Source organism: Sulfuritalea sp. (assembly GCF_031426875.1).
In the GTDB taxonomy this organism is placed as follows: domain Bacteria; phylum Pseudomonadota; class Gammaproteobacteria; order Burkholderiales; family Rhodocyclaceae; genus Sulfuritalea.
In genome coordinates this window covers 1-15,345 of the sequence record NZ_JASJPC010000042.1, presented here as the reverse complement: position 1 = coordinate 15,345, position 15,345 = coordinate 1, and the positions used below count along the sequence as shown (strand labels likewise).

Annotated in this window: 14 protein-coding genes and 1 tRNA gene; 4 read left to right on the top strand and 11 right to left on the bottom strand. The window is 63.5% G+C overall.

From position 1 onward, the window contains the following. Window positions 1–8: 8 nt before the first annotated feature. The 11 genes from RMO95_RS17210 to RMO95_RS17160 all read right to left on the bottom strand — a co-directional run bounded on the left by RMO95_RS17210 (window position 9) and on the right by RMO95_RS17160 (window position 13,195). Window positions 9–1,919 (bottom strand): 2Fe-2S iron-sulfur cluster-binding protein, encoded by a 1,911-nt coding sequence (locus RMO95_RS17210; protein ID WP_310451884.1) that lies wholly within the window; start codon window positions 1,917–1,919, stop codon window positions 9–11. A 43-nt stretch (window positions 1,920–1,962) separates the two neighbouring features. Then, window positions 1,963–2,481, bottom strand: coding sequence for a hypothetical protein (locus RMO95_RS17205; protein WP_310451883.1), 519 nt, complete (start codon window positions 2,479–2,481; stop codon window positions 1,963–1,965). 114 nt (window positions 2,482–2,595) lie between these two features. Next, window positions 2,596–4,152 carry a hydrogenase iron-sulfur subunit gene (locus tag RMO95_RS17200; RefSeq protein WP_310451881.1) on the bottom strand — a complete coding sequence of 519 codons (1,557 nt, stop codon included), beginning with the start codon at window positions 4,150–4,152 and terminating at the stop codon, window positions 2,596–2,598. A 95-nt stretch (window positions 4,153–4,247) separates the two neighbouring features. Beyond that, window positions 4,248–5,126 (bottom strand): SCO family protein, encoded by an 879-nt coding sequence (locus RMO95_RS17195; RefSeq protein WP_310451880.1) that lies wholly within the window; start codon window positions 5,124–5,126, stop codon window positions 4,248–4,250. A gap of 16 nt (window positions 5,127–5,142) precedes the next feature. Continuing rightward, the gene (cyoE, locus tag RMO95_RS17190; protein WP_310451879.1) at window positions 5,143–6,033 is read right to left on the bottom strand and encodes a heme o synthase; all 891 of its coding nucleotides are present in this window, start codon (window positions 6,031–6,033) and stop codon (window positions 5,143–5,145) included. A gap of 139 nt (window positions 6,034–6,172) precedes the next feature. Continuing rightward, the gene (locus tag RMO95_RS17185; RefSeq protein ID WP_310451878.1) at window positions 6,173–7,870 is read right to left on the bottom strand and encodes a cbb3-type cytochrome c oxidase subunit I; all 1,698 of its coding nucleotides are present in this window, start codon (window positions 7,868–7,870) and stop codon (window positions 6,173–6,175) included. A 12-nt stretch (window positions 7,871–7,882) separates the two neighbouring features. After that, window positions 7,883–8,422 (bottom strand): hypothetical protein, encoded by a 540-nt coding sequence (locus RMO95_RS17180; RefSeq protein ID WP_310451877.1) that lies wholly within the window; start codon window positions 8,420–8,422, stop codon window positions 7,883–7,885. Window positions 8,423–8,449: 27 nt separating this feature from the next. Next, on the bottom strand, window positions 8,450–8,602 hold the full coding sequence (locus tag RMO95_RS17175; protein WP_310451876.1) for a hypothetical protein: 153 nt from the start codon (window positions 8,600–8,602) through the stop codon (window positions 8,450–8,452). A gap of 244 nt (window positions 8,603–8,846) precedes the next feature. Next, window positions 8,847–9,797, bottom strand: coding sequence for an MBL fold metallo-hydrolase (locus tag RMO95_RS17170; protein ID WP_310451875.1), 951 nt, complete (start codon window positions 9,795–9,797; stop codon window positions 8,847–8,849). Between the two features lie 100 nt (window positions 9,798–9,897). Beyond that, entirely contained in the window at window positions 9,898–11,514 is a 1,617-nt protein-coding gene (locus RMO95_RS17165; RefSeq protein ID WP_310451874.1) for a GMC family oxidoreductase, read from the bottom strand. Between the two features lie 163 nt (window positions 11,515–11,677). Further along, entirely contained in the window at window positions 11,678–13,195 is a 1,518-nt protein-coding gene (locus RMO95_RS17160) for a CoA-acylating methylmalonate-semialdehyde dehydrogenase (RefSeq protein WP_310451873.1), read from the bottom strand. Window positions 13,196–13,307: 112 nt separating this feature from the next. On the opposite strand from RMO95_RS17160, the gene RMO95_RS17155 reads away from it, so the two are divergent. From RMO95_RS17155 to RMO95_RS17140, 4 genes are all read left to right on the top strand, one after another. Continuing rightward, entirely contained in the window at window positions 13,308–14,201 is an 894-nt protein-coding gene (locus RMO95_RS17155; RefSeq protein WP_310451872.1) for a LysR family transcriptional regulator, read from the top strand. Between the two features lie 63 nt (window positions 14,202–14,264). Next, window positions 14,265–14,341: transfer RNA gene (locus RMO95_RS17150), tRNA-Asp, on the top strand. Window positions 14,342–14,599: 258 nt separating this feature from the next. Then, on the top strand, window positions 14,600–14,887 hold the full coding sequence (locus RMO95_RS17145) for a type II toxin-antitoxin system ParD family antitoxin (protein WP_310451871.1): 288 nt from the start codon (window positions 14,600–14,602) through the stop codon (window positions 14,885–14,887). Next, window positions 14,884–15,204 (top strand): type II toxin-antitoxin system RelE/ParE family toxin, encoded by a 321-nt coding sequence (locus tag RMO95_RS17140; RefSeq protein WP_310451870.1) that lies wholly within the window; start codon window positions 14,884–14,886, stop codon window positions 15,202–15,204. Before RMO95_RS17145 ends, RMO95_RS17140 begins: the two co-directional genes overlap by 4 nt. Window positions 15,205–15,345: the final 141 nt, after the last annotated feature.

Below are 15,345 nucleotides of genomic sequence, written 5' to 3'. Positions count from 1 at the left end.
GCAGCCCGCTATTTCGGTTGCAAGGCCATCGAGCGGGCCGAGATGGTGAAGGCATCGGAGAAGCACATGCCCTCCTCGGCGCCCCGGTTCTTCAGCGTCGGGAAGATCGCTTCGACCATTTTCACCGAGCCGCAGGCATAGATTTCGTGGCCCTTGAGGTCGGGGAAATCTTCCAGGATGGCTTCATGTACCAGGCCGGTGCGACCGGTCCAGTGGTCGCCCGGCGCGGCATCGGAGATCACCGGGATGAAGTGGAAGTTGTGGTGCTCGCGCGCCCAACTTTGCGGCAGTTCGGGCAGGTAGAGGTCGGCCAGCTGGCGCACGCCCCAGTAGAGGTAGATCTGGCGCTTGAGGCCGCGCTGGAAGGCGTCCTCGACCATGCTCTTGACCGGTGCGAAGCCGGTGGCGCCGGCGACGAAGACGATCGGGCGCGCGGATTCGCGCAGCGAGAAATCGCCCAGCGGGCCTTCGAAGCTGACCGCGTCGCCCTCCCTCATCTGCTCGAAGACGTGGGTGGTGTAGCGGCCGCCGGGCATCAGGCGGATCTGCAGTTCGATCAGGTCGGACTGCCGCGGCGGATTGGCGAAGGAGAAGGCGCGGCGCTGGTCGTCGTCGAGGATTATGTTGATGTACTGGCCGGCCCTGAAGGAAATCTGCTGGCCTTCCGGCAACTTGAGCAGAACGCGCATCACGTCGTGGGTCAGCTTTTCCAGCTTCGCCACGTGGGCGGTGTATTGGCGGATGGTCGTCGCTGCGGCGGCCGCTTCGTATTCGATCTCGACGTCGCCCAAGGCCGTGGCGCAGCACAGCAGCACCTTGCCGGCGGCGAGTTCCTCGGCCGACAGCGCGCTCGGCTGATACAGCCCGGGATCGACATTGCCGGAGAGCACGGTGCACTTGCACTGGCCGCAGCCGCCGTTGCGGCATTCGTAGGGCAGGTTGATTTCCTGGCGCAGGCCGGCATCGAGCAGGGTTTCGTCGAAGCGGATGGCGACTGCCCGGTGGTCGGGGCGGAAGGTCACCGTCGCTTCGGCCTTTGCCGCGCCCATGCGCTTGGGCGGCAGCCACGGCGCAAGGAACAGCAGCAGCGACAAGCCGACGATGCCGAACCAGAGGTAGAGCGGATTGACGACATAGACCAGCGCCAGCACCGGCATCTGGAACCAGTCGAAGCCAATGTTGGTCGGCACCACCAGCATGTCGGCTTCGCCGCCCTGGCTGACCACCGGTTTGACCAGCGCCAGCACGACGAACATCAGGGTGAAGGCGATGGCGATCGCACGCGGCGGGTTGACATGGGCGCGCGGCACGCGCTGTACGTGTACCCAGGCGATGACCCCGGCGATCAGCGGCGCGCCGAGGTGGATGAAGGCGAGCAGGGTGAATAGCCGGCTGGTGACGTTGTCCTGGTAGATGAAATTGCGGATCAAGGTGCCGTTGAACATCGGCAGCGCATCGAACCATTCGGCGGTGGCGATGACCACGAACTGCGCCAGCTTGTCCCACACCAGCATGAAGCCGTTGAGGCCGGAGATATACACCAGCCAGATCAGCGCCACGCCGGTGGCCCAGGAGAACCAGCGGAAGCCGCGGTAGCGGTCGTAGGCGAAGTGCCGCAGCATGTGCAGCAGCATGGTCAGGATCATGCCGTCGGTGGCATAGCGATGCACGCTGCGCATGATGCCGCCGGCCCACCACTGCTCGTGGGTGATGCGCTCGACCGATTCGTAGGCGTCATGCACTGCGGTATCGGCGAATATGTAGAGATAGACGCCGGTGCCGATCAGCAGCCAGAATTGCCAGAAGCTGATGGTGCCCAAGTGGTAGAAGGGGTTCAGCTTCTCGCCGAAGGCGACGTTGAACAGGTTCTCCGCGCGCATGAAGAACCAGCGCACGAGTTTTTGGAGGAGAGTCAGCATGGTCTGTATCCGCGCAAGAGGATGGAGGTTCGGTGGGTTGTGCTCAGAGTTTTTCCGCAGTGCCCTGCTGGAAGAACAGGCCGCCCTTGTCCGGATTGAAGTCGATCACCAGCACTTGCGCCGGCTTTAGCGTGACCTTCGCTTCCTTGACGAAATTGAAGCCGGGATTGATCAGGTTGTCGTTCATTTTCACCGCCAGCTGGTAGGTGCCCGCCTTGACTTCGAAGCGCTTGTAGACCGTGGACACGCCGTCGCGGGAAAGCCCCGTGGGATGCATCACGGTTTCGAACATCGGCTTGCCGTCGAGTTCCAGCACCAGCTTGATGTCGGAACGCCCGCGCGGGCAGTCCAGCGGCGCGCGCATGTTGGGCGGCAGCTTGGCCAGTTCCTCGGGCGTGCGCTTGCGGCACTCGCGTCCGCCGAGGTGGCTCATCGACAGCTTGACCAGGGCCACGTCGTCCGCTATCTGCTTGTAGGTGGGCGCCGTGGAGAAGTAGCCGATGAAAGCGGCAAAGGCGCCGTAGAGGATGATCTGGCCGGCAATGGCGACGGGTTTAGCCATGGTGAGTTCCTTCGCAGGGCCGTCCCAAGAAGGAACAGCCAGTTACACGGAGCGGGCATTGCCCGCGAACTTTCGTCACCCCCGTCCATCGGAAGGGGGCTGGGGGGAAGGTCGTCATCTGGTTCTCCGGGAATAAGCGGGCGGTTTGCTGCTGGCGAGTGCTTGGGTTTCGAGTCGGGTCCTGAATTCATCGACCGCGGCGGCGAGCCGTTTGTCCTCGCTGCGCGAGGCATGAACCACTTGCAGCAGTTCCTGCGGCACCAGGCCGCGCAGATGCGGTTCGCGGCTGCGGGCAAGGCGTTCCTGTGTCCATTGCATGCCGAGGCGGAAATCGCAACCGCCGTCGCGGCAGCCGGTAATGACGATGCCATCGGCGCCGCTGCGCAGCGCATATTCGACGAAGGACGGTGGCAGCATGCCGGTACACAGCAGGCTGATGGCGGCAGTGTCGGCGCTGGCGAGACGGCTTACGTCGGCGCCCTTGTCGCAGCCGAAGACCACCAGCCGGGTTCTGCCCTGCAGTTGCGCCAGCCGGGCTTCGAGCTGCCGGCGCAGGACATCGACCGGCTGCTGCGGCATGTCGATGCCCGTCACCAGCTTTTCCTGGCTGCGGAAGGGCGTCGATGAGGGACATGATCCGGCGCAGATGCCGCAGGCGGCACACAGGTCGGGATCGACGACGGCAATCTGGTGCGCCGGCTTGTCGGGATGCGGCGCCATGGTGACGGCTTCGTAGGGGCAGTCGGCGTGGCAGCGGCTGCAGCCGTTGCAGTTGGCCGCATCGACCACGGCGATTGGCTGTGCCTTTGGATGGGGCAGAAAGGGCAGGGCAAAGAGCAGGATCGTGGCGCCGAATATCAGGGTCCACACGACTGCCGGCGAGCTGATGTCGGTCAGCGGATGGATGAACAGGATGAACCAGTCGAGGCGCAAGTCGGTTGGCGCCAGTGCCAGATTGGCCGGCGCATCGGAGAGTGCCGGCTTGATCAGGGCCAGCGCCAGAAAGCCGGCCATGACGACTGACATCTGCCTGCGCGAAGGCAGGTAATCGACGTGGCTGATGCGATTGACATGGGCCCAGAGGCCGAGAATCAGCATCAGCGGCACGCCGATGTGGATGAAGATCAGCACGGTGAAGAAGCGGTCGTTGATCGAATCGGGGGCGAGAAAGTTGCGCGCCGCCGGTGAGCTGAAGATCGGCAGCCAGTCGAGCAGTTCCGTGCTGGCGACGGCCGAAAACTGCGCCAGCCTATCCCAGACGATCCAGTAGCCGCCGATGGCCGCGATATAGGCAAACCAGACCAGCGGTACGCCGGTGACCCACGAATACAGGCGAAAGCCATGGTAACGGCCGTAGGCCCACTCGCGCAGCAGATGCAGCATCATGACCAGCACAAAGGCATCGGCGGCGTAGCGATGCATGCTGCGCAGTATGCCACCCAGATACCACTGTTCGCGCGACAGCCAGCCGATCGAGTTGTACACGCCGTCGATGCTGGTATCCAGCACGGTGTACATGTAGAGCCCGGTGGCGACCAGGATCCAGAGAAAATACAGGCCGAGGGCGCCGAGATGGCGCAAGGGATTGTCGGCGCCGCCGAAGAAGCCATCGAACAGATTCTCGATGCTTTCGAAGAGGGATTGCGCATTGCTGCGCAGAACTGCATGCATGCTCGTGGGGGTCCGTAACGTCGGTGCCGGTTGACTACGGTCGACTATTAGCGGTTGATGATATTCAAGTCGGAAGCTTTTCGACTTGACTCGAATCAACCGGATTGAATCCCGTCCTTGCGCTGCTTGCGCATGAAGCTCCAGCCCACCCAGCCCATGAAGAAGGTGAAACTGATGAAGCCGGCGATCTCGAAATAGAGCGCGTAGTTGGTGCGGTACCTGCCCGTGACCGGGTCATACACCGAACACAGGATCCGGATGCGGTCGGCAATCTCGCCGAGGGTGCTGGTCTGCGCCGGGATCGGCGCGCCGGTGATCATCGCCTTGAGCGGTTCCGCCAGGTCTGCGGCGGTAAAGGTTTCGCCATAGATCTGACGGACGATCTTGCCCTCGGCATCGACCAGAGTGACCTGGTTCAGGTGATCGAAGCCGGCGGTGGTGGCGATATAGCTGAAGCCGAAATTCTGCGTAAGTTCGTCGACGATGGCCGGTGCCGGGCTGAGGAATTCCCAGTTGGGCAGATGGATGCCGTACTGGGTGGCGAAGGCCTTCATCGCCTGCGGCGAATCGAAGGGCTGGTTGAAGCCGATGCTGACGATGTTGAAGCGATCGGTGCCGAGTACGGCGATGGTGTTCTGCACGGCCTTTTGCAGGTTCTTGGTGGTGGTGGGACAGACTTGGAAGCAGGCGGTGTAAATGAAATTCACCAGCAGCGGCTTGCCGCGGTACTTGGCCAGCGGGGTCGGGCGTTCCTGTCGATCGAGCAGGACATGGTCGCCGACGGGCTGGCCAATCACGCTTTGCGATCGCTCCAGCGCCGACTGTGCGTCGAGCGTGGTGAGCACCAGACCAGTGCGCGCACCTTGGGGCTGCTGGGCAAGCTTGGGCTCAGGCACCTTGTCGGCGGCGTGGACGCAACTTGCGCCAATGACAAAAGCTGCCGCGAGTGCGGCATGAACAAGATGACGGATCACGGGAACTACCTGCCGACTAGAAGCGGGCGTCGATGATCGCCGCAGTGAGCACCAGCGTCAGCTGGGCCAGCGAGGCATGGAAGCAGGTCATGGCCGTTTCGCGATTGGTGTTCTGCACCAGGCGCCAGGCCTTCTGGATGAACAGGAAGCCGCCGATTGCCGCCCCGGCGAAGTAGATGGCGCCGAGGCCGAAGGCCAGCGGCAACAGCGAGGCCGCCACCAGCAGCAGGGTGCTGCCGAATATCGCCTTGGCCGCGCGCTGGTCGCCGACCACCACGGGCAGCATCGGCACGCCGGCCGCGGCATAGTCGTCGCGGTAGGCAATCGCCAGGCTCCAGAAGTGCGGCGGCGTCCACAGGAAGAGCACGAAGGCCAGCGCCAGGGGTACGGCGCCGACATGAGGATCGGCGGCGGTCGCGCCGGCCAGCACCGCCCAACTGCCGGCCAGGCCGCCGAACACGATATTCAGCCAGGTGCGGCGCTTGAGCCAGACCGTATAGACAATGGCGTAAAAGAAGGCGCCGAGGAAGGTGAACAGCGCGGACCAGGCGTTCAGCGCCAGCCATGCGGCGGCCACCGACAGCGCCATCAGGCCGAAGATGACTACCAGCCAGAGCGGGCCGTGCTTGACCTCGCCGGTGGCGAAGGGACGGTTCTTCGTGCGCGACATCAGCGGATCGGTGTCGTGTTCGTAATACTGGTTGAAGGCGCCGGCGCTGGCCGAGGAAACCAGCACGGCGAGCGTCAGTATGATGAGTTGCGCCAGACTCAGGCCGGGGCCGCTGCTGACCGAAAGTCCGGCGAGTGCGGTGAAGGTGATGACCACGCCGATTCGCAGCTTGAACACTCCGGCGATGGCACGCAAGGAAAGGCCCGGGGATTTGGCAGTAGGCAGCGTCGATTCCATAGGTGTGTTCGCGGGGTGGTGGCGTAGTGTTTATTTTGTATCGTAACCTGCTTGAATCGGTCCTGGGTTCCAGGGCCGATTCAGGCAGGTCCCCGCACCGCAGTGCGGGGAGCCTGTTCAGCCGTTGATCAGCCCGTTTTCAGCTGAGGCCCCAGACTTCGGACAGGTACTTCCAGTTCACGAAGTAGTAGAGCACGAAGCAAGTCAGCAACGTGATGGCCAGCACCACCGTACCGGGAACCTTGACGTGTTCTTCGCTGCCGGTGTGGGAAGCGGCAGCCGCCACGGTCTGGTCGGGGATCGGCACCGGCTTGTCATGGGCCGCACCACCGTCGAGCTTCTTGCCGAACAGCAGGGAACCCACCACCAGCAGGATCCACAGGCCGCCGCCGATGACCGCGATGACGCCGAAGATGCCGGTGAGACCCATCATCAGGTAGGCCGAGCCCGGCCATTCATACTGGAACGGCGCTCCGGAGAAGGCCATGTCCCAGTGGCGGCGCGATACGCCCAGGGTGCCGGCGCCCATCATCACCAGCGACAGCACGATCATGCTGAGGCCGTAGAGGTAGGGCTGGATCTGGCACAGCTTGGGGAAAATCATTTCGCGCTTGAACAGGGTCGGCACCAGCAGGTAGGTGACCGCCATGAAGGCCAGCGTGGTACCGACGACGACCGTGGCATGGAAGTGGCCCGGCACGTAGAAGGTGTTGTGCATCAGCATGTTGATCTGCTCGGTGCCCAGCACCACGCCGGAGATGCCGCCGATGAAGCCGAAGCCGACCAGGGAAATGAACATGCCGGAGAACACCGGGTTGCCCCAGGGCGCCTTGCGCAGCCATTCGAACAGGCCGTTGTTGAAGCCCTTCTTGCGCTGTGCCGCTTCGATCGCACCCGGAACCGTGAAGCCGTGAATCATCGACGCGAGTACCGCGAAGTACATGAAGTAGGAGGTGTTCAGCACCTTCCATTCGGCGCTCATGCCCGGGTCGGACAGCAGGTGGTGCGCGCTGGCCAGTTGCAGGAACAGGATGTAGAGCAGGAAGGCGAAGCGCGAGACTTTCTCGGACAGCGGCTTGGCGCCGAAGGCCACGGCAGCGACCAGATACCAGATCGAGACGTGTGCGGCAACGTTGATCTGCTGCGAGGAGTGACCCAGTGCCCACCAGACCATGCGGTACAGCTGCGCGTCGATTTCCTTGATGATGCCCACCGACCAGAGGAAAGTCGGGATCAGGATCGCGGCGCCGGAGGCGATGGTGAAGACCGCGATGATCGCTGCCGTCATGGCGCCGAAGGTGACCAGCGGCAGTGAGCCGGTGTAGGTCTTCTCGCGCTTGGCGACCACCAGGGTACCGAAGAACACGCCGCAGCCGATCAGCGCACCCACCGCAAACAGGATGATGCCCAGGTAGAAGTGCGGCGCGGCCTGCATCGGCACGTAGGAGGTGAACATCACGCTCGACTCGCCCTGGAAGATGGCGACGTTGGTCATGATGCCGCCGACGACCATGAGCCAGAACTGCACCCAGCCCAGCCATGGCGTGGCAATTCGGCAGCGCAGCAGGGTCGATGAGGCAAAGTAGAGCACCGCCATTTCGAAGAAGATGATCCACAGGATCAGCATGTCGATGCCGTGCGCGGTCAGGATCAGGTAGAACTGGTCCGCCGGCAGCAGCTTGATCGCCGGCCAGCGGGTCAGGATCACCAAGAGGGCGGTGATGCCGCCCACCAGCAGCCAGAGCACGCCGGCAACGGCGTTCCAGCGCATCAGTTTGTCGGCATCGAGGTCGAACTGCAGCCCGGTGCGCGGACAGGTACGGTAAGTAGTTGCCATCTGTGTATCCCCTTATTTCACGTAAATACGGCCAAGCATCGTGTGGTGCCCGATGCCGCAGTATTCGTTGCAGACGATGGCGTAGGTGCCGGCCTTGGTCGGCGTCATCTTGACCACATGCTCATAGCCGGGAATCACCTGGATATTGATGTTGGTCGGCTGCAGCGAGAAGCCGTGGTTGTAGTCGACGGACGACAGGTGGATCTTGTAGGTCTTGCCCGCTTCGAGTTCCAGGATCGGATACCAGGCCCAGAGACGGGCCAGCAGGAAGGCTTCGCCCTTGGCGTTGGGCTTGACCACCGGGATGTTCTGCTCCGTCTCGGTACGAATGGTATTTTCCTTGACGAAGGCTTCCGTCTTGGCCGTGAACATCTCGGTGGTGGTCTTGTAGACCTCGTTCGAGAGGTTCTGCTTACCGTTGATGTGCCAATAGACCATCATGGTGAACATGATCATGGCCCAGACGAAGGCGATACCGATCCAGGCCCATTCTTGCCCGGAAATCGGGGTTTTCCACCACAACCGCTCTGAAGGCGGCAGGATTGCACTCATATGATTCTCCCTGATTGACTGGATTGCTTACTTGGCGAGGGGGACACTCATGATGTCGATGATGCCCCACAGGATGTAGATGACACCGGGAGACGCTACCCCCAGAAACAGGAGCAGGAAGTGGTTGTCCAGCAATTTCTGCATGAATGGAACATCGTCGTCGTCATTGTTATTCGCCATGGTTCTGCCCTCTAACGGTTGGCGCTGCAGCGCGCGGTGGAATCGAACTTACGGAAACTAGTGGGGGCGAAGATAGCCCGACGGGGGGTGTCGGGTAATTGACGTAGGACAAGAAATCGCAGTGTCGGCGCAGGTTTCCATGCTGCGCTGCGACAAAACGCCGCAGCTGTTTGTCGCTACATTGCCGAGAACATGCGGCCGCCCGCCCGTCGGTGTGGGACCAACGGACACCCCGGTGCGGCGGTCAGGCGGTTTCCTGGACTTCCAGCCAGTAGGCCAGACCCTGAGCGTTAAGCTCCAGGTCAAGGTGCCAGATGTCGAGTATCTCCGCATCGCTGAGGCGGCAGCCGTGGGCATGGGCTTTCTTGAGCAGGAGCGTGGTCAGGTTCTCGCGGATGCGGGCCGTCTTGTCTTCGTCCTCGCTGGCCGCCAGCGCAATCGCGACGTACTGGTCGAGCAGCCCGAGCACTTTGCGGCCCAGTTCGGCGGGCGGCGCCAGGCGGCTGAAGTGGGTCAGATAGACGGCTTCGGGATTGAAGGACAGTATGCGCAGGATGGAGGTGCGCATTTCGTCGGGGTCGAACTGGATCGGCGTCGAGGAGGGGAAGATCAGCGGGCGGCCAGAGACATCGAGTTCGCGGTAGGAAATGCCGAAGGTGTCGCCGGTGAAGATGCCGCTGGTCTGGCGGTCGACGATCGCTATGTGGTGGCGGGCATGGCCCGGTGCGTCGATGCAGAGCAGTTCGCGCGAGCCGAGTTTCAGTACCGTGTTGTCGTGGGCTTCGATGATGCGTTCGGCCGCGATCGGGATCAGTTTGCCGTACATGCGCCGCGCCCGCTCCTGGCCATAGACGCCCTCGACGCCGGCCATCAGTTTGCTCGGCTCGATCATGTGCCGCGCGCCGCGCGGATGGACGACGAGCTTGGCGTTGGGGAAGGCTTCCATCATCACGCCGGCGCCGCCGGCGTGGTCGAGATGGATGTGGGTCAGGATCACGTAGTCGACGCTTTCCGGCCCCAGGCCGCGCGCGGCAAGGGCCGCCAGCGCCTGCGGCATGACCTCGAAGTTGGCGGTATCGACGAAGGCGGCGCGGCCCTCGCTCTCGATCAGGTGGATGGCGGCCAGCAGCGGGCGGACGTAGCCGGCATCGAAGGCATAGATGCCGTTGTGATAGTCGATCATGGTGTTGGGCATGGTTTGTATCGGCACGACTGCAGGTCTTGTAGGGTTTTGTAGGGCCGACTTCAGTCGGCCAAGAGTTGATGGCGGACTGAAGTCCGCCCTACGGTCCGCCCTAAGCCTTCCGCGCGGCGCGGATCAGTTCGGCGCCGCGTTCAGCGATCATCACCGTCGGCGCGTTGGTGTTGCCCGAGGTGATGGTCGGCATGATCGAGGCGTCGACCACGCGCAGGCGCCCAATGCCGCGCACGCGCAGCTCGGAATCGACCACCGCGTTCGGGTCGTCGGCCCGGCCCATGGCGCAGGTGCAGGTCGGGTGGAAGATCGTGGTGCCGATGTCGCCGGCGGCCTTCGCCAGTTGCTCGTCGCTCTGCACCTGCGCGCCGGGCTGGTGCTCCTGCGGCCGGTAGGGCGCCATGGCCGGCTGCTCGACCACGCGGCGCGTCAGGCGCAGGGCGCGCGCGGCGACCAGGCGGTCGTTCTCGGTCGACAGGTAGTTCGGTGCGATGACCGGCGCCGTCGCCGGATTGCGGTCGCGGATATGCACCACGCCGCGCGAAGTCGGACGCAGGTTGCATACACTCGCGGTGAAGGCCGGGAACGGATGCAGCGGGTCGCCGAACTTTTCCAGCGACAGCGGCTGGACATGAAATTCGAGGTCGGGCGTGGCCACATCGGGCGAGGAGTGGAAGAAGCCGCCAAGCTGACTCGGGGCCATCGACAAGGGACCCGAGCGGAACAGTGCGTACTCCAAACCCATCATCGCCTTGCCCCACAGGCTGTTGGCACGCTGGTTGAGCGTGGTGATGCCCTGCACCTTGAAGATCATGCGCAGTTGCAGGTGGTCCTGCAGGTTGCCGCCGACGCCCGGCAGCTCATGCAGCAATGGCACGCCGCGGCTTTTCAGCATTGCGGCGGGGCCTATGCCGGAACGCTGCAGAATGGTCGGCGAGCCGATCGCGCCGGCCGTCAGCACCGTCTCGATGCGCGCCGTGACCTTGTGCGGCACATCGTTCAGGCTGAACTCGACGCCGCGCGCCTCCTTGCCCGCCATGACCAGCTTGTCGATCAGCGCGCCGGTGACGACCTTGAGGTTGGGCCGGTGCCGCACCGGGCGCAGCATGGCCTTCGAGGCATTCCAGCGCACGCCCTTCTTCTGGTTTACCTCGAAGTGGCCGATGCCGAAATTGTCGCCGCGGTTGTAGTCCTGCTTGAAGGGGATGCCGGCTTGCTTGGCCGCTTCGGTGTAGCGGTCGAGGATGTCCCAGTGCAGGCGCTGCTTCTCGACGCGCCACTCGCCCTTGTCGCCGTGCATTGTGTCGGCGCCGGCCCAGTGGTCTTCGCTGTGCTTGAACACCGGCAGCACGCTGTTCCAGTTCCAGCGCGCATCCCCTGTGATCTGCGCCCATTCGTCGTAGTCGCGGTCCTGGCCTCGCAGGTAGAGCATGCCGTTGATCGACGAGCAGCCGCCCAGCACCTTGCCGCGGGCGTAGATGATCGAGCGGCCGTTGAGGCCCGGCTCGGCCTCGGTCTTGTAGCACCAGTCGGTGCGCGGATTATTGATGCACTTCAGGTAGCCGATCGGGATGTGGATCCAGATCCAGTCGTCCGGCCCCCCGGCTTCGAGCAGCAGCACCGTGACGTCGGGATCGGCCGAGAGGCGGTTGGCCAGCACGCAGCCGGCCGTGCCGCCGCCGGCGATGACGTAGTCGAATTCGCCAAAGTCTTTCATGGCCGGGAAAACCTATTAGCCACAGAGGGCACAGAGATCACGGAGAAACCCCGTGGTCCGCGATACTCCGGTTGGCCCACGCGAGAATGATCGGATGCCGTGGCAGTGAGCTTTATCTCTGTGCCCTCTGTATTCTCTGTGGCCGGAAGTTTGGTTTTCTGCGTCATTTGTTCACCGGCATCACGAACTCGGGACCCTTCGATTCCGAACCCGGCCAGCGTTGCATGATGGCCTTGTAGCGCGTGTAGAAGCGCACGCCTTCCTCGCCGTAGATGTGGTGGTCGCCGAACAGGCTCGCCTTCCAGCCGCCGAAGGAATGCCAGGCCATGGGCACTGGGATCGGCACGTTGATGCCGACCATGCCGACCTCGATCTTCTGGATGAAGGCCTGCGCCGTGCCGCCGTCGCGCGTGAAGCAGGCGACGCCGTTGGCGAAGCTGTGGCGGTTGATCAGCTCGACCGCCGCGGCGAAGGTCGGTACGCGCACCACGCACAGCACCGGGCCGAAGATTTCCTCCTGGTAGATGCTCATTGCCGGCGTGACGTTGTCGAACAGCGTCGGGTTGATGAAGAAACCTTCTGCCAGCTCGCCGGTCAGCCCCTGGCGGCCGTCGAGCACCAGTTTCGCGCCTTCCTGCACGCCGGCGGCGATGTAGCCGGCCACCTTGTCGCGATGCACGCCGGTCACCAGCGGCCCCATTTCGACGTTCGCCGCATCGCCAGCACCAACTTTCAGCTTCCTCGCGCGTTCGAGCACGCGCGCCACCAGTTCGTCGGCGCAACTGCCGACCGCCACGGCGACCGAGATCGCCATGCAGCGTTCGCCGGCGGAGCCGTAGGCGGCGCCAATCAGCGCATCGGCAGCACCGTCGAGGTCGGCGTCGGGCATCACCACCATGTGGTTCTTCGCCCCGCCCAGCGCCTGCACGCGCTTGCCGTGGGCAATGCCGTGGGCCTGGATGTATTTGGCGATCGGCGTCGAGCCGACGAAGGACACCGCCGCAACATCAGGATGTTCGAGCAGCGCGTCGACCGCTTCCTTGTCGCCCTGTATGACGTTGAAGGCGCCGGCCGGCAGTCCTGCCTCGCGCAGCAGTTCGGCGGCGAACAGCGAGGGCGACGGGTCGCGCTCGGAAGGTTTCAAGATGAAGGTGTTGCCGCAGGCCAGGGCCATCGGCGCCATCCACATCGGCACCATGAAGGGGAAGTTGAAGGGCGTGATGCCCGCGGCGACGCCCAGCGGCATGCGCTGGCTCCAGTGGTCGATGCCGCCGCCGATGCCATGCGAATGCTGGCCCTTGAGCAGTTGCGGAATGCCGCAGGCGAATTCGATGACTTCGAGTCCGCGCTGCACCTCGCCCAGCGCATCGGGCAGGGTCTTGCCATGCTCCGCACTGAGCAGCTTGGCGATGTCGGTCGAGTACTTGTCGACCAGGTCGCGGAACTTGAACAAGACCCGGGCGCGGCGCTGCGGCGCCGCGGAGCCCCAGTCGGCGAAGGCGGCGCGGGCGGCGGCCACGGCGCGGTCGACGTCGGCCCGGGTTGCCAGCGAGACCTGGCGCGCGACGCGGCCCTCGGCTGGATTGAACACCTCGCCGACGCGGGTGCCGGCGCCGGCATCGGCGTGGCCATTGATCCAGTGGCCGATCAGGTCGGCGGCATTGATGAATTGGAGGTTCATGGCGGTCTCTTGATCGGGATGGGGGATTGGAACTCGTCATTAGAGCGCGATGACGGGACGAAATCCAATGAGAAATGCTTGCGCGCGATATTTGCGGCGCTAATATCCAGGCATGGACTTCAATCTGATCCGCACTTTCGTCACCTTGGCACGCGAGGGCAATCTCACGCGCACCGCGCAGCACCTGCACCTGTCCCAGCCGGCACTGTCGCTGCAATTGAAGAAGCTGCACGAACAACTCGGCCTGGTGTTGTTCGAGCGCACGCCGCGCGGCATGCGCCTGACCCGTTCCGGCGAGCAGTTGCTGCCGGCTGCGCAGCGCGCGCTGGAGGCGTCGAGCGAACTGGTCAGCCTGGCGGCGGGGATCAGCGGCCAGATCGGCGGCCGGCTGCGCATCGGCACCATCGTCGATCCCGAGTTCCTGCGCCTGGGGCCCTTCCTCAAGCGCCTGGTCGAGTACCACCCCGGCCTCAGCACCGATCTTGCCCACGGCATGTCGGGCGCGGTGCGGCGCGAGGTGGCGGCCAAGCGGCTCGACGTTGCCTACACGCTCGGCCAGCCGGGCATGGGCGACGTGGATGCCGCATTCGACGTGTTGCGCCTGACCGGATTCAGTTACCGCGTCATCGCGCCGCCGGGCTGGCAGGAGCGGGTGCGCGGCAAGGACTGGAAGGCGCTGGCGCAACTGCCCTGGATCGGCACGCCCACGGATTCGGTCCATCATCGGCTGCTCGCCGGCGTTTTCAGGGAGGCCGGCGCCAGTCCGCGCATCGTCGCCCAGGTCGATCTCGAACCCTCGATGCTCGACCTGGTCAAGTCCGGCGTCGGGCTTTCGCTGGCGCGCGACAGCATTGCCCTGCGCGCCGCACATGCCGGTGGAATCGTGATTGCGGATCGCGTGGAGGTGCCGGCCGAGCTCGGATTCCTGTGTCTGCGCACGCGCCGCAAGGAGCCGGCGATCGCCGCCGCATTCAGCGTAATCGGCAGCGTATGGAGCGCGGCATGAAATTTCCGCGACAATTCATTGCGCGGTCGGGTTGCCTGTGGCACAATGCGCGCCTTCCAACGCGGAGTGGTAGTTCAGTTGGTTAGAATACCGGCCTGTCACGCCGGGGGTCGCGGGTTCGAGTCCCGTCCACTCCGCCAACGTTTCATCGAAAACCCGCAAGCCTTCAAGGCCTTGCGGGTTTTTCGTTTGCGCCCCGCCATTCTCCCCTGCATCGCCTGGCTTTTGCCCTTGGACCGATTGGGCGCGCACCGTCATCGGGGGATTCTCGGCCGCCGTGCTCTAAGGCAATGTCAGCCCGCACCCATGGAGTCGCGGCGATTGTGCGGCTGCGGCGAGGTTGAAATGGGGGATGGCAATGTGTAGGATTAAATCCTACCAACCTCATGGAGGCCGACATGCGTACAACCCAGCAATTCAGTATCACCCTGCCGAATGAAATGGCGGGGATGGTGAAATCGATGGTTGCCACGGGCGTCTATGCCACGGAAAGCGAAGTATTCCGTGATGGACTCCGGGCGCTTATGGCGCGGGAACGTGCCATGGAACAATGGCTGCATGACCAGGTTGGTCCAGCCTATGATGCACTGAAAGCAGACCCTTCCCGGGCGGTCAGTCCCGATGAGGTACGGGCGCGGATTGCCGCCGAGCATAAGCGCAAGGCCGTTGCCCGCAAGGTGAAATGAAGTATCGCGTGGTCTTCTCGCCGGAAGCGGAAGATCAATTGGCCGAGCTTTATCGCTACATTGCTGCAGTCGCTTCGCCCGGTATTGCCGCGCGCTACGTCAATGCCATCATCACCTACTGCGAGACGCTCGATACTTTCCCATTGCGTGGGGCCAAGCGCGACGATATTCGTCCAGGTTTGCGCATCACCAATTACAAGGGGCGGACGGTCATCGCATTTGACGTGGATGCACGGCAAGTTTCCATCATCGGCGTGTTCTATGGCGGGCAGGATTACGAATTGGCGCTTCAGGACGATATCGAGGACGAATGCTGATATGGCTTCGCCGTCGAAGAGAGGGCATCTCTGTGGCCTGAGTGACGTGTATCCGACCATTGGCGCGCCATTTTTTGCATGTTTGGTCACTGCTGTCCGGTTAAATTGAAGGTGGAATCGCTGTAAGCCATGACTGACAAG